Consider the following 19982-nt stretch of genomic DNA (forward strand, 5'->3'; position numbering starts at 1 on the left):
TACTCTGTTTACCCGTCAGAACAGTCCAATCTTATTTGGTTGGCACTGTTTCATTTTTACTTTTGATATATAACTCAATAACATTATTAATTAATTGTTTACCCGCTGTCGTCATAATTGATTCAGGATGAAATTGAACACCCTCAATCGGATATTCCTTATGGCGAATTGCCATGACTTCTCCAGCATCTGTTTCAGCTGAAATCTCAAAACACTCTGGAAGCGTCTCTTTTTTTACGATTAATGAATGGTAACGTGTTGCAATAAAAGGTTGTTCAACCCCTGAAAAGATGGTCTTACCATCATGCTGGATTTCAGATGTTTTCCCATGCATAAGTCTTTCAGCTTTAATCACATCTCCACCAAATGCTTGGGCAATCGACTGATGTCCTAGGCAAACGCCAAAAATCGGGATTCGCCCTGCAAAATGAGAAATTGCCTCTAAGCTTATACCCGCTTCATTTGGTGTACAGGGTCCTGGTGAAATCATTAATAATTCTGGATTTAGTTCCTTAATTTCTTGAAGAGTAATCTCATCATTTCTTTTGATGATGATCGTTTCTCCTAATTCTCCAACATATTGTACTAAATTGAATGTAAACGAGTCATAATTATCAATCATTACGATCATTCTAGCTCACCTCATACTCAAATTTTTCCTACTCAACTTACTCCACTCTTTGTTTTCTACTCAGATCGAACTGTTTTGTATCCTTTGACTCTATTTCTATATTTTACATGATATACGATTTTCAGTACACCGTAGATAGAAAAAAAGAGTCTATTCATTGGAGAATAGACTCTTTGAGACGTTCATCTTTATTGCTCATCAAATTGATAAAGAACTGTACTTAAGTAACGCTCACCGTTGTCTGGAACAACAGCAAGGACTTTCTTGCCTTTACCTAATTTTTTCGCAACTTGTAGTGCTGCAAAAATCGCTGCACCTGAGGAAATTCCTACAAGGAATCCTTCTTCTTGACCTGTACGGCGTGCAGTTTCAATTGCTTCCTCGTTTTTAACTGTAAACACTTCATCATAAAGTTCTGTGTCTAATACACTAGGTACAAAGTTTGCGCCGATACCTTGGATTTTATGTGGTCCTGGTTTTTCACCTGATAGAATTGCTGAGTCAGCTGGTTCAACCGCTACAATATGGATGTCCGAATACTTTTCTTTTAACACTTGGCCAGCACCAGTGATTGTTCCACCTGTTCCAATTCCAGCAACAAACGCATCTAATTGATCACCCATTTGCTCAACAATTTCCTTACCAGTCGTTAAACGGTGAACTTCAGGGTTTGCTGGATTGTCGAATTGTTGTGGCATGTAATAGCCATGTTCTTTTACAAGCTCTGCTGCTTTGTTAACGGCACCTTTCATTCCTTCAGCACCTGGTGTTAAAACAAGCTCAGCTCCATATGCACGTAAAAGATTTCGGCGTTCCATACTCATTGTATCTGGCATTACTAAGATTGCTCTATATCCTTTAGCAGCTGCGACCATTGCTAAACCAATTCCTGTGTTTCCACTTGTCGGTTCAATAATCGTGTCACCAGGCTTTAAATCACCATTCTTCTCTGCAGCTTCAATCATTGCTAACGCAATTCTGTCCTTCACACTGCTACCTGGGTTAAAGAACTCAAGCTTTACATATACATCTGCACTATCTTCATCAACTAAGTGATTAAGTTTTACAACTGGAGTTTGACCGATTAATTCATATATTGAATTTGCTACTCTTGTCATGATTCCACCCTCAATTCCTACTATTTTTATTGGTTTTATCTACAATTTAGCAATTCTCACCGTAAAAGTCAACGAATTTACTACTAGTAAATTATGAATTTTTTCTAAATATTTATTGGTGATTTTCAAAGAACCATTTAACGCCAAGCTCTTTCCAAAATGGCTCTACTGATATGGCACCATTCATCTGGTCTATTGCAATTTGACGCTTAATTTGACCCTTAACATCATCAAAGGAATATGTGACTGCATCAATTACCTCATGTAGGATAATTACCGCATAGCCACCTTCAACCTCGATAGGCTCACTCCATTCATTTGGCTTTAATTTTTCAGCCATATCTAAATAGCTATCGGGAGCATATCCATTTTCCGTATTTACAAATCCGAGTTCGCCACCCCGATTTGCAGAAAACTCATCAGTTGATTTCTCCATAGCAAGTGCCGCAAAGCTTGAACCATTTTCTAACTCTTGTCGTACTTGTTCAGCCGCTTCTTTTGTTTGCACTACAATATGAGAAATGTGGTACGACTTTGGAATTTCGTATAGGTGCTTGTTTTCCTCATAGAAATGTTTCATTTCTTCCTCAGATATAATTGCATCCTTTGTTAAGAGCTCTTCTAATAATATGCTTAACTCAATTTGCTCTTGCCAGTGCTCATCATCAATATTCTCATTATCGATGGTATTATACATTGTCTTGATTAATGTCAATTCACGTTCAACGGCATCCTCTGACAAAGTGATGTCATATTTTTTAGCCATTTGACGAACAACTTCCTCATCAATCATTCCCTCTAAAATTTGTTTCCCATATCTAGCTTCAAGCTCATTTAACCATTGTTGCCTTGTAATGGATGTTTCTCCAACTGAAGCCACTACCTCTTCTTCCCCACTAGCAACAACAGGCTTGGACGCTTCTATCGTCTTTTCTTGAGACTTTTCCCCTGATTCATCAGTCACAAAGTACACGACCGACAGACAGTTCGTGATAACGAGAGCAACTACAATTGACCATAATACCTTTTGATTCATTTTTCTCATCTCCCATTACCTTACTTTGCTTGGTCTTTTAATTCTATTAACTCTTCTTTTGAAAAATGATATTTTTCGTTACAAAAGTGGCATTGTGCCTCTGCTTTTCCATCTTCTTCAATCATGGCTTCAATTTCTTCTGAACCTAGGCTAATAATGGCACTTTCAATTCGTTCTCTAGAACAAGGACAAACAAAGGATACAGGCATTTTCTCAAGAATTTTGAGGTTTTCTTCGCCAACAATCTCATTTAAAATATCTTCAGGTGTGAGACCTTTTTCAATCATTTTTGAGATTGGCTCAATTTCTTGAAGTCTTTTTTCAATTTGCGAAATGGTTTCCTCAGTTGTTCCAGGCATAAGCTGGATCAGGAATCCACCAGCAGCTAAAATGGAGTTGTCAGGGTTCACTAAAACGCCTACACCAACAGACGAAGGAGTTTGTTCAGAAGAAACAAGATAATACGTAAAATCCTCTCCAAGTTCTCCTGAAACGATCGGTACCTGTCCGGAAAATTGCTCCCTCATTCCAATGTCCTTTACAATTGTTAAGGTTCCTTCTGTTCCAACTGCTCTTCTCACATCAAGTTTTCCATGCTCATTTAAGTCGAAATGAGTTTGGGGGTTGGTCACATATCCTCTTACTTCCCCCTTCGCATTTGTATCAACCAGAATAATGCCGATTGGCCCGCCACCTTCAACTTTTATGGTAAGCTTAACATCGCCTTTAAGAGTTGCTCCTAGCATCACCCCCGCTGTCATCGTTCGACCAAGTGCTGCGGACGCAGTAGGCCATGTATAATGGCGTCTTTGGGCCTCTGCAACTGTTTCCGTTGAATTAATTGCATATGCTCGAACCTGTCCATCAAAAGCTAACGCCTTAATTAAATAATCACTCATTTTTTTACTCCTTTTCGTGTCATCACTTCTGATGTTATTTTCATTTTGTTTCTTTATTGCGTTGATAAATAAGTTGTAGCCCTTTTAACGTTAAAAAAGGGTCGACAATATCAATCGCGGTTGATTCTCCCGAAATCAGTGAAGCAAGCCCTCCTGTTGCTATGACCTTTGGCTTTTCCACGGCTTGGGCTTTAATGCGACCGACGATACCCTCAACTTGACCAACATACCCGTATAATATACCTGCCTGCATTGCACTTACCGTATTTCGCCCAATCACACCTTCTGGACGGGCTATTTCGATTCTTGGCAACTTTGCAGCCCTTGAATATAAAGCCTCAGTTGAAATGGCAATTCCAGGCGCAATTGCCCCACCCATGTATTGCTTTCTTTCATTTATGTAACAATATGTTGTGGCAGTACCAAAATCAACTATGATAAGTGGACTTCCATACAGATGGATTCCAGCGACAGCATTGACGATTCGATCTGCACCCACTTCTTTTGGATTATCATATTTTATATTTAATCCCGTTTTAATGCCTGGTCCGACTACTAATGGCTTAATACCAAAATACTTTAAACACATTCGTTCAAGAGCAAACATAATCGGTGGAACAACAGAAGACATAATAATGCCCTTGACGTCCTTAAACGCTAATCCCTCATGTGCTAATAGTGATTTTATCACGAGTCCATATTCATCCTCTGTTTTATTTCGGCTGGTTTCAATTCTCCAATGATGTTTTAACTCATCATTTTCATATACCCCTAAAACCATATTTGTATTCCCTACATCAAAAACAAAAATCATGTGGTACCCCCTACCCCCAAATGCAAAAGCACAGTTACCTTTTTGCAACTTAATGGAAACATCATACCACATCTCGTTTTTATTATTCCACAATTAAAGAGCTTAAAACGACACAAAAAAGGTGCCTACTTAGGCTGTAGACACCTCTTGTTATTACTCTTCTTTATCTTTATTTTCGCCTTCCGTTACTTCCTCTTCTTTTTTAGAGTTAATCGTAACTTTTACATCGTCTTTTGGTTTAACTGCAACATCAGATACTTCTGGGCGATCAGGTAATTTTCCCTCTTCGAACAAGCTCTTAATTTGAGCAGCATCTAATGTTTCAACCTCAAGCAATGTTTCTGCGATGAGTTTAAGCTTATCTTGATTCTCTGTAAGAATTTGTCTTGCTTTTTCGTAACTTTCTTTAATGAAGCGTTGGATTTCAAGATCAATTTCGTGCGCAATTGCATCACTGTAGTTCTGCTCGTTATGGATGTCACGTCCTAAGAACACTTGACCACCCTGTGCCTGACCAAACTGAAGTGGGCCTAATTTTTCACTCATTCCATATTCGGTAACCATTTTACGAGCAATACCTGTAGCACGTTGGAAGTCATTGTGAGCACCTGTACTCACTTCTCCAAATGTAATTTCTTCGGCTACACGCCCCCCTAAGAGACCCGTGATTTTATCCAATAATTCAGGTTTTGTCATGAAGTAACGATCTTCTTTAGGAAGCATTACCGCATAACCACCAGCTTGACCACGTGGGACAATAGTAACCTTATGAACCATATCCGCTTCATCAAGCACCATTCCAATAACGGTATGCCCCGCTTCGTGGAAAGCCACGATATTGCGTTCTTTTTTCGAAATGACACGATTCTTTTTCGCTGGACCTGCAATTACGCGGTCTGATGCTTCATCAAGATCTGTCATATCAATTTTCTTCTTGTTTTGACGAGCTGCAACGAGCGCTGCTTCATTCAATAGGTTTTCGAGGTCTGCACCTGAGAACCCTGGTGTTCTTGCAGCGATTGCTTTTAAATCAACTGTTTCATCAAAAGGCTTATTACGAGCATGAACTCGTAAAACCGCTTCTCTACCTTTAACATCTGGACGGTCAACTGTAATTTGACGGTCAAAACGTCCTGGACGTAGAAGGGCTGGGTCTAGAATGTCTGGGCGGTTTGTTGCAGCAACGATGATGATTCCTTCGTTTGCACCGAATCCGTCCATCTCAACTAGCAATTGGTTTAAGGTTTGTTCACGCTCATCATGACCGCCACCAAGACCTGCACCACGCTGGCGTCCAACTGCATCAATTTCATCTATAAAAATGATACATGGCGCATTTTTCTTAGCATTTTCAAATAGGTCACGTACACGTGAAGCACCTACCCCAACAAACATTTCAACGAAATCCGAACCACTAATGGAGAAGAATGGAACTCCTGCTTCCCCGGCAGCCGCACGGGCAAGCAATGTTTTACCTGTACCAGGAGGTCCAACAAGGAGGATCCCTTTTGGAATTCTTGCACCTAGATCAGCAAACTTTCGAGGATCCTTCAAGAACTCAACTACTTCAATAAGCTCTTGCTTCTCTTCATCCGCACCTGCAACATCTTTAAATCGAACCTTTTTCTTTTCTTCGCTATACAACTTGGCCTTACTCTTACCAAAGTTCATAACCCTACTACCGCCGCCTTGGGCTTGATTAAGTAGGAAGAAGAATAAAATAAAGATAATAACAAATGGAATAATCGACGTAAAGAAGGTTACCCAACCACTTGTTTCTTTAGCTTTAAGGATATCTACGTCTGCATTCAACGCAGCTTCTGTAATCCGATCAACCTCATTTTGGCTACCGATAATGTTAGTGACAAAGAATTGATCCTTATCATAGTTGTTTAACTGGCCTCTAACCTCATAGACGCCTCTTTCAGGTTGTATCGTAATATTTTTTACATCCCCAGCTTCGAGATGTTGAACAAACTTGCCATATTTCATCACTTCAGGCTGGCCACCTGCTCCTTGGAAGAAGCTAACCACACCGATAATGACTAAAAATATGAGTAAATAGAATATGACGTTTCTAAAAATTCGATTCATCCCTTACCTCCTCCCGCGGTGAACAAACTATAGTAAATAGTATCATAGATAATAATGGCTATTCAAATGATATACGTTTAACCTACAATTAGGTTTCAAAAATGTCTTAGATTTTCTGTTAGAAAGTGACTATTCTGAATAGACCTCAGGTTTTAACACACCGATATACGGTAAATTTCGGTATTTCTCAGCATAGTCTAGACCGTAACCGACAACAAACTCATCAGGAACAATAAACCCAACATAGTCTGCCTGAATATCGGCTTTTCTTCCTGTTGGTTTATCCAAAAGTGTTACAATTTTAATGGACTTTGCTTTACGGTAACGAAATAACTCAACGAGGTAACTTAGTGTTAGACCACTATCGATAATATCCTCAATGACAAGAATATCTCTTCCTTCTACAGATGTATCTAAGTCCTTGATGATTTTTACTTCACCAGAGGAAACAGTTGAGTTTCCATAGCTTGATACATCCATAAAATCCATTTCTAAGTATGTATCCACCCTTTTTAACAGATCGCCCATGAAAGGCATAGCCCCTTTTAAAATTCCAATGGCTAAAGGAAATTTGTCTTTATAGTCCTCTGTTAAAGTATTACCTAATTCCTTAATTTTTTTCTGAAGTTCTTCCTCACTAAATAAAACCTTCTCGATATCCTGCTTCATTCGTTTAAAGCCCCCTAAACATTCTGCGTGTATTGTAGTACGATATAGTGCGATTTTGTTTTACATGATGCTTCGTATGGTGATTTTTTCAATCCTGGAAGCCACAAAATCTTTCCTTGTTCATCCTCAACAATTGGCCAATGGTCACGTCTGTGAAGTGGTATTTTTTTATCAATGAAAATATCCTTCACTTTTTTTGAACCATTCATTCCTTTTAGCCTCATTTTATCTCCAATTTTTCTTGTTCGGACATAAATTGGCAATTGGATGATCTCTGGGTCGATGACGAAACAATCATTTCCAACCAATTCATTAGGATAGCTCTTCCACACTTGACTCTTTATTTCACTACCATCTTCAAGTTTATAAAGCCCAGGTGTATCAATGTGAAATCGATAGGGGCTTATGTTTTCCTTACAATCCGTATAAGTATATGTACAGCTCTCATAAGATTTTACAATTCGTAAACCAGCAGGAAAATGCAATTCTCCAGATGGATGATTATTTGCCATGAAGGTTAACAAATTGTCAATATGTACGGCAGAAAGAGAAGGAGGAAGTTCTTTGTAGAGATAGTTTAATATTAGTTGAATCCCTCTTCTTTGTAAAGATTTTGGCATCGCTAAAAAGGGAGGAATTTCAATCTCTATTTCATTGTCTTCATTCCTTTTCATTACTTTATTCATTTTTTCGATTGTTAATTCATCTAAAACTTCATTATCCTCTGTCATGTACTGGCTAAATTGTAGAAAGTGTTCGTGCACCGCCGGATTTTCCTTTTTTAAAAAAGGGAGAACATGATGCCTAAATCGGTTCCTCGTATAGTCGTCTTTATCATTTGATGGGTCGCGTCTTGGTAACAACTTCCATTCTTTGCAGTATTCTTCAATCTCTGCTTTTGTCACGACTAAAAATGGGCGAATAATTGACCCACATGAAAAAGGGCGTTTTACCTGCATCCCTGCATAGCCTACTCCCTTACTACCTCGGACTAGACGCATTAAAATCGTTTCTATTTGATCATCCCCATGATGCCCAAGCGCTAAGTAATCCGCTTTATGTTTTCGCATGACTTCATCAAAAAAATCATACCTCACTTCCCTCGCGGCTACTTGGGAACTTAGACCGTGTTCCTTTTTATAGGATGTCACATCGATTTGAATTGATTCAAAAGGAATCTGAAACGATTCACAAAATTCTTTTACATATAATAAATCCTCTTCGGACTCTTTCCCACGAAACATATGGTCAACATGGGCAGCAACAAGAGTTACTCCTTTCTGATGATGAAGTAAATAATGAAGCAATGCAAGGGAATCCGGACCACCGGATACCCCTACTATTACTGTTGAGCCGTTTTTAATTAATTCATGTTTTTTTATAAAACGTTTTACGTTTTCCATCATTGTCGGACCAATCCTTTTTATAAATCTAACTATATCGTAGCATTTTCCTATTTATTTTTACAGAATTTGTCCATATAGATAAAGCAAATACCCAAGTGATACAAACAGCAGTAATAATATTGTTTCGAGCACCCCACCTTTTTGTTTCTTCAGTTTTAGCTGTCTATTTGCCCGTGATACATTAGATCGAGCTTGGGGTTGACTAGTTGTCTTTATCCTCGTTTGTGACTTTCTTGTTGTGCGTGATTTTTGTAAAGGTGTGTGGTCCTTATTCGCTTGACTTAACTTCATAACTAAATCTTTACGCATTTCAGCTGCCTGCTGGTATTTCCCATCAATTGCATGATATAGGACAGTATCAAATTTTCTTAGCGAATCCGTATTTGAAATAATAGATTTTAATTGTTTCACCGGTTGATCCGTTTTTGTAAAACGGTTTGGATACGCAGCATTGATGATAATCATCGCAACTGCAAATAAGTCATAGGAAGCTTCCGCTTTTCTTGAGCCTGCCCCCCAATATCCACGATCAAAGAATTCAGTAAACTCTTTTATCGCCCTTCCTTGTACCGTAGTTCCTCCGACATCAATACAGCGGATTTTGGGTGGATTCCCTACAACAAGTAGATTATCAGGTTTTAAGTCACCGAATACCCATCCTTCCTGATGGAGCCTGTCCAAGTCGGAAAGCAGTTGTAAGCATAGGATGCCTGTCCATTCTTTACCCCTTTTTTCAATAAAAGATAAAAAGCTTTCACCACGAATATATTCCATGGCGTAAAAGGAAATAGGACTTGAAAATCCAGGTCTAATCCAATCATCGACATCTATAAAAGAAGGCCCAAGGGCAGAGCCTTGAACCTTAGAGAAGTGTTTTAGTACATTTACTTCCGACGTAATTGTCACGCCATTTTCACTAATTTTTAAAGCCACAGGACCATCAATACTCTCAGCTAAGTAGACAATTCCATTGGCACCTTGTCCTAAAGGTCTCACAATGCGATATGATTTTTTATGCCACTTTCCGATAATAACTGTACCAGGGGAAACCTTACATACCTGACTCTTCGTAGTATTGTTCATCATCACGAGACAACAAACTCCTTAATGATCTTTTTTTCTTAAAGTAGGTAAGTGCCTCTCGGATTGCCGGACCTGTAGGTGTAATTCCACCAGTTGTTAGCTTTGGAAAAATACTAGATAAGGATTCTAGTCTCGGCGTCCAATCTAATACCCTTTCTACCTCAACTCTTTTCCCCGGAAATACAAAAACAGAAAATTGATTGTCTCCCATTCTCGCATTCAAGCTTATGGATAGGTCTAGCAAGGCTTCTTTCACAGTTGGTAATTTATGCTTCATACTCGCGCTTGTATCCACCAGCACGAGAACTTCTAAATCAACAGTTTCTCCCAGTTCATCCACAACCTCCATTACTTCTCCACGTTTTTCCGGAGGAAGGTCTTCCATCGATGTCTTGGCTCCTAAAATTTGCTGGAGCTCCTTATTGACAACCCCTTGTAAGGTTTGAGTCATCGCTTGTCTTGTTACCATTTGAACTGTTTGAGACAATTGAGTGGAATAGACGATTTGGCTTACTCCACCACCAGCGTTAGCGATTCCTTCGATTTCCTGCATACCTTGTTCATCAATCGTATCCTGTTCCACTACACCAATGACATTGATTGTAACACCTTGCTCTCTAGCAAGTGTAGCCATCGCTATCGGATCTTCCCCTTGATTTGAGCAACCGTCTGTAATTAATAGAATTTGCTTCAATGTGCCTTTTTGCACGTTTCATCCCCTCCAACTAGGTAAAATTAGTATAAGGATGGACGAAATTATTGTTTTTTAAACCTTCCTAATAGAGTCAGATAGCTTTACTTTTCGTTTTATGATAACCATAGGCAGGGATAGCTGCCCATTTTGGTGTATTATGTTTAATTTTTGTCACAACAACAGTCATATCATCTTCAATTTGTCCAGATCTTGTGCGTATAACCTCTTCCATAATGAGGTCCGCAACTTCTTGAGGCTCTTTTGTTTGAATTTCCTTGATCTTACGTTTCATCCACATATCATAGTTCTCAACATGCTTTGGTCCTTCAAAAATCCCATCACTCATCATGATTAATAGGTCTCCAGCCTTCAATTGTTCATCTACTACCTCCACTTCAAAGTCCTCAATGATTCCCATTGGTAGATTACTTGCCTGTATTTTGCTAATCTTATCTCCTCTCTTAATATAACTTGGCGTAGAACCAATTTTTAAGAACTTCGCACTTGCATCCTGTAAGTCAATCACTGCTAAATCGAGCGTCGAAAATATCTCATCTGTTGTACGTAAAGAGAGAATCGAGTTAACGGATTTAATCGCTACCTTCTCCTCAATGCCAGATTGAAGAATCTTTTTTAACAACTCCAAGGTTTCATTGCTCTCGTAATGAGCTCGTTCCCCATTTCCCATCCCATCACTAATGGCAACCGCATGCTTACCAACACCTAACTCAATTGTTGAATAGCTGTCCCCTGATACTAATCCGCCGCCCTTAGCAGCGTGAGCAACACCTGTCTCAAGAACATATGCCTTTGCCGAACCGAGTGTCACATGACAATACCCATTTGGATAGGCTGAGCATTCTTCACTTTTCACGAGGATGGTTTCCTCCAAAATATCCGATAGCATCGGCGCAATTAATTTTTCACACTCCCCACTTCCGTTGCAATACGGAATACTTAATTCAATATCTACATTTCCTTGTTCCACACTGTAAATTTCTACATGCCCAATTTGAATACCAAATGACTGCAGCGCATCTAGGATTTGCTCTTCCAATACATGATGATTTTCACCTTCACGTTGAATTTCCTTCGCAAAATCACTCATAACCTGGGAAACCCCTAACAATTGTTCTGCTACTAGTTTTCGACTCTCCTTTACTTGTTTTTTTAGTTTTTGGTTTGCCTGATAATAAGTCAGCTCCTGTTCAATGGCATCGATTACTTTTTTCGAGCGTACACAATGCTTGTCCCAGTCTCTTGTAAGCTTGTGGTTGTACTGAAGCGAATTTGTATCACATCCATGCATAATATCTTTCATATAGTCATATGTTTTATTAAAGTTCTTGGACCAGCACGCCTCCTTTTTAAAACACGATTGACAGGTCTTTTCCGTTACATTGCTTAAAAATAAATCGACTTCTCGGTCTTTGTCCTCTTCATCAATGGGATATCCATATTCCGAGAAACTATTGGACAAAGCCTCAAATACTGTTGAAAACTGTGACACGCGATTTGCCGTTACATCGCGAACTTTACGTAAATATTGCTGTTGCTCTGCATGATGCTCAGGTGTTCCTGGAATATTTTTAGCTACCTTGCTTATTAAGCTCCTAGGCGTTAGTAAAAATAAGAGAATGGCTACAACGGATTCATATAATGTAGGAATGATTTGGCTTGCGCCTTCACCGTATAGACCAATTAAAAGCGTTCCTACAATGAGACCAAGGGCAACTCCGCCCTTTTTACCTTCTTTTAAAAGACCACCCAATAATCCAGAGAAAGCAAGAAGGCTCATTTGGTACAAACTCGTTACATTCGCTAAACTTAAAATAAGTCCAGTGACAACCCCTACCGTTGACCCAATCGTTGCCCCTGCAACAAACGCAAACAAGAGGACAACATATCTTGAGAGAATATTGGAAACGGACATCTCATAAACGAGCCAACCCATTGTTCCTGTTAACACAGAGGCAATTAAGATAATCAAACAAATAACTTCTTCTGTTTTAAAGGATTGTCTCCTTCGTCTCTCTGTTAACAATGGTACGCTTTGTAGGAAAATCAAGGTTAAAATAAAGGCTAGACCAGATTCGACCCCAAGCAATACTCCGTCATGGATGGTAATTGTTCCTTGAGTCACATAAAGCACTCCTACCTTCGCAATGGCAGATGCGATTAACACCAGAGTTGGTAATGCTTTGATTAGATCTACTTTAAACCTTTTAAGAACCTTATAGATTACTAGAAAAAAGACTATTGATAGAAATGTGAAAACAGTGACATCTGCTGAAAGGGTAAACGATCCCGCAATAACAGCAGCCATTGCAAGTCCTGCTTTTCCTTTTTTCATCATAAATACACTTGCGAAGAATGGTAATGCAAAAGGGGTTAATTCATTCAGGATGAGGGCCCGCCCTAATAAAAACCCAACGACTACTAGTAAAAGCCCTTTTAGTAGATATAGATTTACAATCTTAGCTTGAATACGATGAAACCATCTGGTTACAGTATCCTGTGTTTTTCCAATGTCTACCTCTGCGATTGGTCCGCTCAGATTTCTTTCTACTCTTTCCATTTATAAACACTCCCCGTAATTAATAGTTGTCTGTTATTATACAGTTGCGCGAATTCGTATTTTGTCAAAACAACAGGAGCAAAAAGGAAAATCATTCGACTGCTTGTCTAGTTTTCCAACAAAATAAATGTTATATGACGAAATTTAGGATTGTAATTTGATAGGTTTGTAGTAAATTTCATACATTTATTATGTCTATAGTGTGAATTTTTGTATTTTTTTCCTTCAGTACAAAATATATTGACGAACGAATAGACACAAGGTATTATATTACTTGTGCTTACTTACTAGAGTTTGAGACAGAGATTGTCGAATACTTTTTATTTTGAAAAACATGGCGGTGTAGCTCAGCTGGCTAGAGCGTACGGTTCATACCCGTGAGGTCGGGGGTTCGATCCCCTCCGCCGCTACCATATTTTAACGGCCCGTTGGTCAAGCGGTTAAGACACCGCCCTTTCACGGCGGTAACACGGGTTCGAATCCCGTACGGGTCATACGAACAGTGCAAGTAAAACTATTGTTTTACTTGCACTGTTTTTTTATGGTTATCTTAGTATAGAGATGGCATCCCTTTGCGTATTTACCAGTTTGTGCCTTCAACCAAAAATTCCATTTTAACAATGGCGAACTCGACCATATAAAAAACAACACACAAAAAAGCACCCCGATTAGGGTGCTTTATCTATATATATATAAGTTACAGCAGCAGGTTATCCTCTTCTCGCTCCACGCCCACCACGTTTTGACTCAGTGTTACGCTTTAAGGAAGATAGACGATCTTCACTGTCCTTCAGAAAGCGATTCATCTTTTGTTCAAAGCTTTCAGTTTTGTTTTGATTACGTTGGTCGTTTCTATTATTGCGCGGACCATTGTGTCGTGGACGTTGTGGTTGTTGTGTTTCTTTTGCTTTTTTAATGGATAAACCAATTTTTCCATCTTTCTCAACATTAATAACCTTGACCTCTACTTGATCGCCGACCTTTAAATGCTCATTAATATCTTTAACATAGTTGTCAGCAACCTCACTAATATGGACAAGACCAGTTGAGCCCTCTGGCAGCTCCACAAACGCTCCGAAATTCGTAATTCCTGTTACCTTACCTTGAACCTTGCTGCCTACTTCGATTGACATAAAAAAAATGCTCCTCCTTAAATTTGAAAAAAAATCAATTTACTATATTATACATAATTTAAAAATCAAGTGTCAATAAGACTAAGACCCATCCCCAACTTTAAAAATGATTTCTCCTTCCTTAGATAGAAAATAATCCCTGCGAATGATCTTTTCAATATACTCATCACTGTTCAGTTTTACGACTTCCTCTTCAAGAAGAACCTGCTCATCTTTTAGTGTGGTGAGCTGCTCTTGTAATTGTTCCTTTTTAGCAGCCTTTTCATTCATTGTCTTATGTTGGGATACAACCATTGAAATGAGCCCATAGGAAATAATGACAACCAAAACAAAAAAGACCGCCAATCTTCTCATTAAGCCTTTTCGTTTTATTTGAAGGGCTTCTTCTTGTTGTTTATATTTTTCCATATAGGTTGATTGTAATTGTGCTACATTTTTCTTCTTTCGTACTGCACTCATTGTAGAGAATGCCTCCTATTGTTTCCTTATCTTCTTCCACCATTTTATCAATATAGGTTTGATATTCTCTACTTTTTTCAAAAATCCTGCAAACTTTTGAAAAATCTTTTCTACATTATTCGTAAAGTTGGAGGGCAACAGCCTCCAGATCATGATTCCAATCCACTTTACTGGGGCAAAACAAATTTTTATAATCATCCAACAGATCTTGAGGAGTAGTCTCCCAAATACCAAGAGGACATTCAAAATCCCCAAAAGAATCACAATAATTAGCTGATAGAGCATTTTTATGGGTCGAACGATGAGAAATTCACCGGTTCGAAGTAAAAATTCATATATACGTATGATAGCTTGAATAATATGTTCTAATATCCTCATATACATTGTTTTTAAGAGGCTTTGGTAAGCGGCAAATCCACATAGTATCGCGATAAACACATAAAATCGCAGTTCACCCTCATTTACCATCAAAAGCGTATAAAAGAACAATAGGCCTTGTACAACCCAAAAAAGAATGTCATTGATAAAAACGAAGAAATACTTTCGACTTGAACGCTTTAAAAAGCGCTGATACGTGTCCAGAGAGGCTCCTAGCCACCCCCCCATGCAAATCATTGCGAGTAATGTATAAAATTGGGTTGTTAAGGTCATCTAAATAACTTGCTAAAGAACCCTTTAGCCTTCTCCGTGGAGTGTTCGTCTAAATAGCTAATATCATAGACTCTTCCTTTGATTGATACAATGCCTTTTTCCACATCAAGGTTTTTCATTTGCAGGTTTTGGCCACGAATTGCTAGGAATCCCATAACAGTTTCAAGTAAAAACTCCTCATTATCAAAGCTTTCTACCTGTTTTACACCTGTTATGTCAAGAAGCTTGCGACTTCTCATGATCACATCATGCTCTTGTACGGTTCCTCTATTGGATGGCGTTCCATCATGATATTGGTTCATCTTTTATCCCCCACATTCATACTTTGGTCAAAAATAACCAATGGTTTAATAGTAAAATGTATGAGTTTATGGTGGGATTTAGAACAAGCCTTACTGAGATTATCGAATATTACGCTTCTACTTTTTCCTCTTTTACTACGGAGTAAAGCTTAGTGGCATCTTCTTTTTTTGTTGTTTCTTGAAGATCCTCAATTTTCACAGTTACAATTTTCTGGCCGAAACGGATGGTTAACTCATCCCCGATTTTCACATTGCTGCTTGCTTTTGCAGCTAGTCCATTAATCAAGATTCTCCCCTGGTCTGCAACCTCTTTTGCAAGAGTGCGTCTCTTAATTAACCGGGAAACCTTCAAAAATTTATCCAATCGCATCTACCTTCACCTCTTTCTATCAAATGCGCCTTGGCGTATTTGCGCCTGATTTTTAGGCCCACAGGATGTGGGTCACGAAGATGTTGCCACAGGAAGTGGCGTTCTTAGTCTTCGTTCACTTTATCGGGCATTTACCGGTAGTTGCCCTCCTAGAATCCTTAATACCAGTTAATGCAGGAAAAACTCCCTTTGAAAAATCATGGCATCCGCCGGAGGCTCTATAACTTTATTCAGTAGGAACTCCTACTGAATAAAGTTATAGTCCGTTTTGTTTAGCTTTCTCCCAGATGGCGTCAAGTTGTTCAAGAGTTTGCTCTTCGAACTTTAGCCCTTGTGTTTTGAGTTCTTCTTCTATAAATCGAAAACGTCTTGCGAACTTTTGATTGGTCATCGCAAGTGCTTCCTCTGGGTCAAATTTATAAAATCTCGCTATATTGGCTAAAGCAAATAGGATATCGCCGAATTCTTGAACAGCCTCTCCTTTTTGTTTTTGGGTTACCGCTTCCTTGTATTCTTGTATTTCTTCAAAAACCTTGTCCCACATAGGTTCGACAGCATCCCAGTCAAATCCTACCTTGGCGGCCTTTTTTTGATACTGAACAGCCTTCATTAAACCTGGCAAGCCTTTTGTGACTTCATCTAAAATCGACTTTTCTTTAAGAGCATTGCCTTTTTCCATTCGTTTAATTTGCTCCCAATTGGTCACGACTTCCTCTGCTGTATCAGCTGATACTTCTCCAAATACATGTGGATGTCTTCGAATCATTTTTTCAGAAATTCCACGAATGACATCATCAATGGTAAACATTCCTTCATCCTCACCAATTTGGGCGTGAAGGAGAACTTGAAGAAGCACATCCCCTAGCTCTTCTGCTAAATGAGCATCATCTTCACTGTCGATTGCATCAAGAACCTCGTAAGCTTCCTCTAGCAAATATTTTTTCAACGATTCGTGAGTTTGCTTTTGATCCCAGGGGCATCCACCGGGACCTCTTAACGCCGCAATAATTCTTCTAAAGGAACGAAAATCATGGTAAAGCATCTCATCTTCTTTCACAGGCGGAACATAGACGCTTGTCAGATTGTTGACGCTCGATTCTCGATCCAACTCATATAGAGGAACCTTTGTAATTTTTTCTTCTTTACTACCCGCTGCGGTTACGATATACACTTCATATTCATCTGGCAATTGCTCCATTAAAGTTAATTTCACGTTGGAAGCAATGTACTGGTCATACACCTGACAAATGATGATATGCTGTGATAGCTGTAGTTCATCTTTTTCAAAGGATAAGGCATCAAGGAATTGAAATCCTTCAATCGGGTCAATCTTTAGTGATGCGAATAACGGGTCAATAAAGCTTTGGCCACCCTCAATTTGAACCAGAAGGGTTTTTTCCTCAAACAAAAGTTGAGTTGTCTTTTCTGCTACCATTGGGTGCCCCGGTACGGCATAGACAATATCCTTTGTTTTTGCTTCATCTTTTAAAATAGCAACGATTTCATCATAAACTGCCTCAAATTGATCATGCTTTTCATAAATCTCATCGAAGGATTGATAGGAAATTCCTTCCGCCTCTAATTCCTTAATGACAGGATGCTCCTTCGTCCGAAGAAACAAATGTTCAGTCGCTAAAAGCTTACGATAGATGCCGAGTGGAAGCTGTGATAAATCTCCCGCTCCTAATCCGATAACAGTAATCATATTTTTTTACCCCCTTTAAGTAACCTAATAAGAAAGGTTCCTTTTGATCCAATTGGGATTTCTGAGAGCTCTTCTTCCGTAAATACGCTCCCTCTTAAAATGAAAAATAGATAGGTCAACCCTCCAATAAAAACAGAGGTCAATGCTTCGACGCTTGCAAATGTTCGACTTTCTCCTAGTATCGGAAAAAGGTGATGCAAGACCCAAGAGTAACAAAAAATGACGAACGCCATAGCACCTGTTGCAAAAAAGACGTGATAAACAAATGTCCAATTGCCCAGCACCCCAGGTAACTTTCTTTTTACAATTATCATTTGTATAACGGCTATTACCCCAAAAGCAAACAATGTTGCAACAGCTGCCCCACTCGTTTCATAAGTAGGAATAAGTAACAGATTAAAAATCCATTTTAAAAACATTCCACCCATAATGACAATAGCAGGTATAAACGAATGACCCAACCCTTGTAAAATCGCAGTAATGGATTGCGATATTGTCGTAAATAAAATCGAAAAACCGAAGACCATTAAGACATTTGTTCCATGGTCGTTTCGAAATAGCATAATATTGGTTGGCTCTAGGACACAAGCAAGTCCTACCGCTGCCCCAAGTCCTACAACAACACTTAAACGGAATGTTAAATCGACCTTTTTCCGAATAAAGGCCATATCGTTTCTTGCCTTTGCACTTGCGATTAGTGGTACAAGCGATAACGCCAAGGATGTAGCAACGATTGTCCCAAGCTGAAGCAAAGGCTGGCCTCTATCATAAACGCCTTTTACCTGTTTCGCTACCTCTTCTTCCATTCCACCGGAGACTAACAATGAATATACGGTGAAGGAATCGACCAACTGAAATAGAATTAACAGTAAAGCACTGATACAAATCGTCATTCCTTGAGTAAAAAGGATTTTAACAATTTCCATCGTGTGAATTGAAGCTTTTTTATAGAGTCGTTTTTGGTCGACTTTCTTCCTTTTTAGTAAATAAAACAACAGAACGGATATTGCTGCAACCCCACCTGTAACCGATCCAAATATCGCCCCTGCCCCTGCCTCATATACTCCATAGCCATAATCCAAGAGAATAAATGACATGAGTAGGATGGTGACAACGCGAATTAATTGTTCTGTTACTTGTGAAACAGCGGTTGGAATCATATTTTTATGACCCTGAAAATACCCACGAAAGACAGAAATAAACGGTAAGAGTAAAAAGGAAAAGGAAATCACCTTTACTAGGGATGAAAGCTCTTTGTCACCCATCCAGCCGGCAACGACTTCTGCTCCCCAGTATAAAAAACTAAATAGGACAATCCCCATTCCGAGTAATGTTAGTAACGTGATATAAAGTATTTTCACAACAGAAGCTTCATCCTGTTGTTCCAATTTTTCGGCAAGAAGCTTTGAAATAATCACTGGAAATCCATATGTCGAAAAAACGAGGACAATTCCGTATATCGGATATGCCTGTTGATATATGTAAAAACCGATATCTCCCGCAATATTTTGATAGGGGATTCGGTAGCCTGCACTTAGTATCTTGGTGATCAAACCGGCAAGGGTAAGGATAAATGCCCCTTCCCAAATTCGGTTTGACCGCTCTGCGGATTGGACGTCCATCGCCCATCTCCTTCCAATCAGATAATTTCCAGTGTATTATAACATACTTAAAGTTCTACGTAGGACAATTCCTCCCTAACGGAAGAAAAGGCAGCTAAAATAGCTACCTTTTCCATCTATTCATGCTTTTATATTACTGTTCCATCTGACGCGCTAAGAATCCAGCTGCAGTTTCGACTGCTTTTTGTTCTACTTCTCCAAGCGCTTTTTCTTTTGATAAAATCACAACTGCTCCTATTGGATCACCGTTTGCAATGATTGGACCGATTGTATATGATGAGATTGTTTCATCGGTACCCTCCACGATGGATACTTGGCGTTCCTCTGTTTCCAAAATAGAGGATCTATCCTCCATCGATTTTTCGACTAGCTCACTAATGTTTTTATTTAAGTATTCTTTTTTAGAGCCTCCTGCCACCGCAATAAATGCATCACGGTCACAAATAAGTACTTGATGCCCAAGGCTATCAAATAGGGCCTCTGCATATTCCTTTGCAAAATCGCTTAGTTCACTAATCGGAGAATATTTCTTTAAAATAACCTCACCATCTCGATCAACAAAAATCTCTAATGGATCTCCTTCTCTAATACGTAACGTTCTGCGGATCTCTTTTGGGATAACTACTCGACCTAAATCATCAATTCGACGAACAATTCCAGTTGCCTTCATTCTTATGATGCCTCACTTTCATCTGATGATTAAAGAATAGTGGTGATT

19 protein-coding genes and 2 tRNA genes are annotated in these 19982 nt (G+C 39.0%); 2 read left to right on the top strand and 19 right to left on the bottom strand.

From position 1 onward, the window contains the following. Positions 1–31: 31 nt before the first annotated feature. The 11 genes from pabA to spoIIE form a co-directional block, all read right to left on the bottom strand. A complete protein-coding gene (gene pabA, locus ABC371_RS05100; RefSeq protein ID WP_412895811.1) occupies positions 32–631 on the bottom strand; it encodes an aminodeoxychorismate/anthranilate synthase component II in 600 nt (199 codons plus the stop codon). 188 nt (positions 632–819) lie between these two features. Further along, a complete protein-coding gene (gene cysK, locus ABC371_RS05105; RefSeq protein WP_412895812.1) occupies positions 820–1749 on the bottom strand; it encodes a cysteine synthase A in 930 nt (309 codons plus the stop codon). A gap of 112 nt (positions 1750–1861) precedes the next feature. Further along, the gene (locus ABC371_RS05110; protein WP_412895813.1) at positions 1862–2785 is read right to left on the bottom strand and encodes a peptidyl-prolyl cis-trans isomerase; all 924 of its coding nucleotides are present in this window, start codon (positions 2783–2785) and stop codon (positions 1862–1864) included. Between the two features lie 20 nt (positions 2786–2805). Then, the gene (gene hslO, locus ABC371_RS05115; RefSeq protein WP_412895814.1) at positions 2806–3684 is read right to left on the bottom strand and encodes an Hsp33 family molecular chaperone HslO; all 879 of its coding nucleotides are present in this window, start codon (positions 3682–3684) and stop codon (positions 2806–2808) included. Between the two features lie 40 nt (positions 3685–3724). Continuing rightward, positions 3725–4498 carry a type III pantothenate kinase gene (locus ABC371_RS05120; protein WP_412895815.1) on the bottom strand — a complete coding sequence of 258 codons (774 nt, stop codon included), beginning with the start codon at positions 4496–4498 and terminating at the stop codon, positions 3725–3727. Between the two features lie 153 nt (positions 4499–4651). Next, positions 4652–6592: an ATP-dependent zinc metalloprotease FtsH gene (ftsH, locus tag ABC371_RS05125; RefSeq protein WP_412895816.1), complete on the bottom strand. Its 1941-nt coding sequence runs from the start codon at positions 6590–6592 to the stop codon at positions 4652–4654. A 129-nt stretch (positions 6593–6721) separates the two neighbouring features. Beyond that, complete coding sequence (gene hpt, locus ABC371_RS05130) at positions 6722–7261, bottom strand: hypoxanthine phosphoribosyltransferase (RefSeq protein WP_412895817.1); 540 nt, start codon at positions 7259–7261, stop codon at positions 6722–6724. Between the two features lie 14 nt (positions 7262–7275). Further along, the gene (tilS, locus tag ABC371_RS05135) at positions 7276–8667 is read right to left on the bottom strand and encodes a tRNA lysidine(34) synthetase TilS (RefSeq protein WP_412895818.1); all 1392 of its coding nucleotides are present in this window, start codon (positions 8665–8667) and stop codon (positions 7276–7278) included. 57 nt (positions 8668–8724) lie between these two features. Then, positions 8725–9753, bottom strand: a complete 1029-nt coding sequence (locus ABC371_RS05140; RefSeq protein ID WP_412899282.1) for a protein kinase domain-containing protein — start codon at positions 9751–9753, stop codon at positions 8725–8727. Continuing rightward, the gene (locus ABC371_RS05145; protein WP_412895819.1) at positions 9719–10459 is read right to left on the bottom strand and encodes a vWA domain-containing protein; all 741 of its coding nucleotides are present in this window, start codon (positions 10457–10459) and stop codon (positions 9719–9721) included. The genes ABC371_RS05140 and ABC371_RS05145 overlap by 35 nt, the downstream gene beginning before the upstream one ends. Positions 10460–10535: 76 nt before the next feature. Further along, positions 10536–13022 carry a stage II sporulation protein E gene (gene spoIIE / locus ABC371_RS05150; protein WP_412895820.1) on the bottom strand — a complete coding sequence of 829 codons (2487 nt, stop codon included), beginning with the start codon at positions 13020–13022 and terminating at the stop codon, positions 10536–10538. Between the two features lie 336 nt (positions 13023–13358). Between spoIIE and ABC371_RS05155 the strand changes: the two genes are divergently transcribed. Next, positions 13359–13435, top strand: a tRNA-Met gene (locus ABC371_RS05155). Between the two features lie 9 nt (positions 13436–13444). Further along, a tRNA-Glu gene (locus ABC371_RS05160) sits at positions 13445–13516 on the top strand. A 216-nt stretch (positions 13517–13732) separates the two neighbouring features. Here the strand turns inward: ABC371_RS05160 and ABC371_RS05165 are convergent. The 8 genes from ABC371_RS05165 to spoVT all read right to left on the bottom strand — a co-directional run bounded on the left by ABC371_RS05165 (position 13733) and on the right by spoVT (position 19934). Then, positions 13733–14155 carry a S1 domain-containing RNA-binding protein gene (locus ABC371_RS05165; RefSeq protein ID WP_136380371.1) on the bottom strand — a complete coding sequence of 141 codons (423 nt, stop codon included), beginning with the start codon at positions 14153–14155 and terminating at the stop codon, positions 13733–13735. An 81-nt stretch (positions 14156–14236) separates the two neighbouring features. Beyond that, positions 14237–14614: an FtsB family cell division protein gene (locus ABC371_RS05170; RefSeq protein ID WP_412895821.1), complete on the bottom strand. Its 378-nt coding sequence runs from the start codon at positions 14612–14614 to the stop codon at positions 14237–14239. Between the two features lie 15 nt (positions 14615–14629). Beyond that, positions 14630–15265: a spore cortex biosynthesis protein YabQ gene (gene yabQ / locus ABC371_RS05175; protein WP_412895822.1), complete on the bottom strand. Its 636-nt coding sequence runs from the start codon at positions 15263–15265 to the stop codon at positions 14630–14632. After that, positions 15262–15567 carry a sporulation protein YabP gene (gene yabP / locus ABC371_RS05180; RefSeq protein ID WP_116354407.1) on the bottom strand — a complete coding sequence of 102 codons (306 nt, stop codon included), beginning with the start codon at positions 15565–15567 and terminating at the stop codon, positions 15262–15264. Before yabP ends, yabQ begins: the two co-directional genes overlap by 4 nt. A gap of 109 nt (positions 15568–15676) precedes the next feature. Then, positions 15677–15937 carry an RNA-binding S4 domain-containing protein gene (locus ABC371_RS05185; protein ID WP_412895823.1) on the bottom strand — a complete coding sequence of 87 codons (261 nt, stop codon included), beginning with the start codon at positions 15935–15937 and terminating at the stop codon, positions 15677–15679. Positions 15938–16193: 256 nt separating this feature from the next. Continuing rightward, a complete protein-coding gene (gene yabN / locus ABC371_RS05190) occupies positions 16194–17642 on the bottom strand; it encodes a bifunctional methyltransferase/pyrophosphohydrolase YabN (protein ID WP_412895824.1) in 1449 nt (482 codons plus the stop codon). Next, positions 17639–19264, bottom strand: a complete 1626-nt coding sequence (locus ABC371_RS05195) for a putative polysaccharide biosynthesis protein (RefSeq protein WP_412895825.1) — start codon at positions 19262–19264, stop codon at positions 17639–17641. The genes yabN and ABC371_RS05195 overlap by 4 nt, the downstream gene beginning before the upstream one ends. A gap of 133 nt (positions 19265–19397) precedes the next feature. Further along, on the bottom strand, positions 19398–19934 hold the full coding sequence (gene spoVT / locus ABC371_RS05200; protein ID WP_136380365.1) for a stage V sporulation protein T: 537 nt from the start codon (positions 19932–19934) through the stop codon (positions 19398–19400). Positions 19935–19982 lie beyond the last annotated feature (48 nt).

The organism is Bacillus jepli, assembly GCF_047238305.1.
Classification (GTDB): Bacteria; Bacillota; Bacilli; order Bacillales; family Bacillaceae_L; genus Ferdinandcohnia.

Bases quoted from the DNA above. Each gene is read 5' to 3' on its own strand.
- pabA (WP_412895811.1), bottom strand. From the start codon at position 631: ATGATCGTAATGATTGATAATTATGACTCGTTTACATTCAATTTAGTA.
- cysK (WP_412895812.1), bottom strand. From the start codon at position 1,749: ATGACAAGAGTAGCAAATTCAATATATGAATTAATCGGTCAAACTCCA.
- ABC371_RS05110 (WP_412895813.1), bottom strand. From the start codon at position 2,785: ATGAATCAAAAGGTATTATGGTCAATTGTAGTTGCTCTCGTTATCACG.
- hslO (WP_412895814.1), bottom strand. From the start codon at position 3,684: ATGAGTGATTATTTAATTAAGGCGTTAGCTTTTGATGGACAGGTTCGA.
- ABC371_RS05120 (WP_412895815.1), bottom strand. From the start codon at position 4,498: ATGATTTTTGTTTTTGATGTAGGGAATACAAATATGGTTTTAGGGGTA.
- ftsH (WP_412895816.1), bottom strand. From the start codon at position 6,592: ATGAATCGAATTTTTAGAAACGTCATATTCTATTTACTCATATTTTTA.
- hpt (WP_412895817.1), bottom strand. From the start codon at position 7,261: ATGAAGCAGGATATCGAGAAGGTTTTATTTAGTGAGGAAGAACTTCAG.
- tilS (WP_412895818.1), bottom strand. From the start codon at position 8,667: ATGATGGAAAACGTAAAACGTTTTATAAAAAAACATGAATTAATTAAA.
- ABC371_RS05140 (WP_412899282.1), bottom strand. From the start codon at position 9,753: ATGATGAACAATACTACGAAGAGTCAGGTATGTAAGGTTTCCCCTGGT.
- spoIIE (WP_412895820.1), bottom strand. From the start codon at position 13,022: ATGGAAAGAGTAGAAAGAAATCTGAGCGGACCAATCGCAGAGGTAGAC.
- ABC371_RS05165 (WP_136380371.1), bottom strand. From the start codon at position 14,155: ATGTCAATCGAAGTAGGCAGCAAGGTTCAAGGTAAGGTAACAGGAATT.
- ABC371_RS05170 (WP_412895821.1), bottom strand. From the start codon at position 14,614: ATGAGTGCAGTACGAAAGAAGAAAAATGTAGCACAATTACAATCAACC.
- yabQ (WP_412895822.1), bottom strand. From the start codon at position 15,265: ATGACCTTAACAACCCAATTTTATACATTACTCGCAATGATTTGCATG.
- yabP (WP_116354407.1), bottom strand. From the start codon at position 15,567: ATGAACCAATATCATGATGGAACGCCATCCAATAGAGGAACCGTACAA.
- ABC371_RS05185 (WP_412895823.1), bottom strand. From the start codon at position 15,937: ATGCGATTGGATAAATTTTTGAAGGTTTCCCGGTTAATTAAGAGACGC.
- yabN (WP_412895824.1), bottom strand. From the start codon at position 17,642: ATGATTACTGTTATCGGATTAGGAGCGGGAGATTTATCACAGCTTCCA.
- ABC371_RS05195 (WP_412895825.1), bottom strand. From the start codon at position 19,264: ATGGACGTCCAATCCGCAGAGCGGTCAAACCGAATTTGGGAAGGGGCA.
- spoVT (WP_136380365.1), bottom strand. From the start codon at position 19,934: ATGAAGGCAACTGGAATTGTTCGTCGAATTGATGATTTAGGTCGAGTA.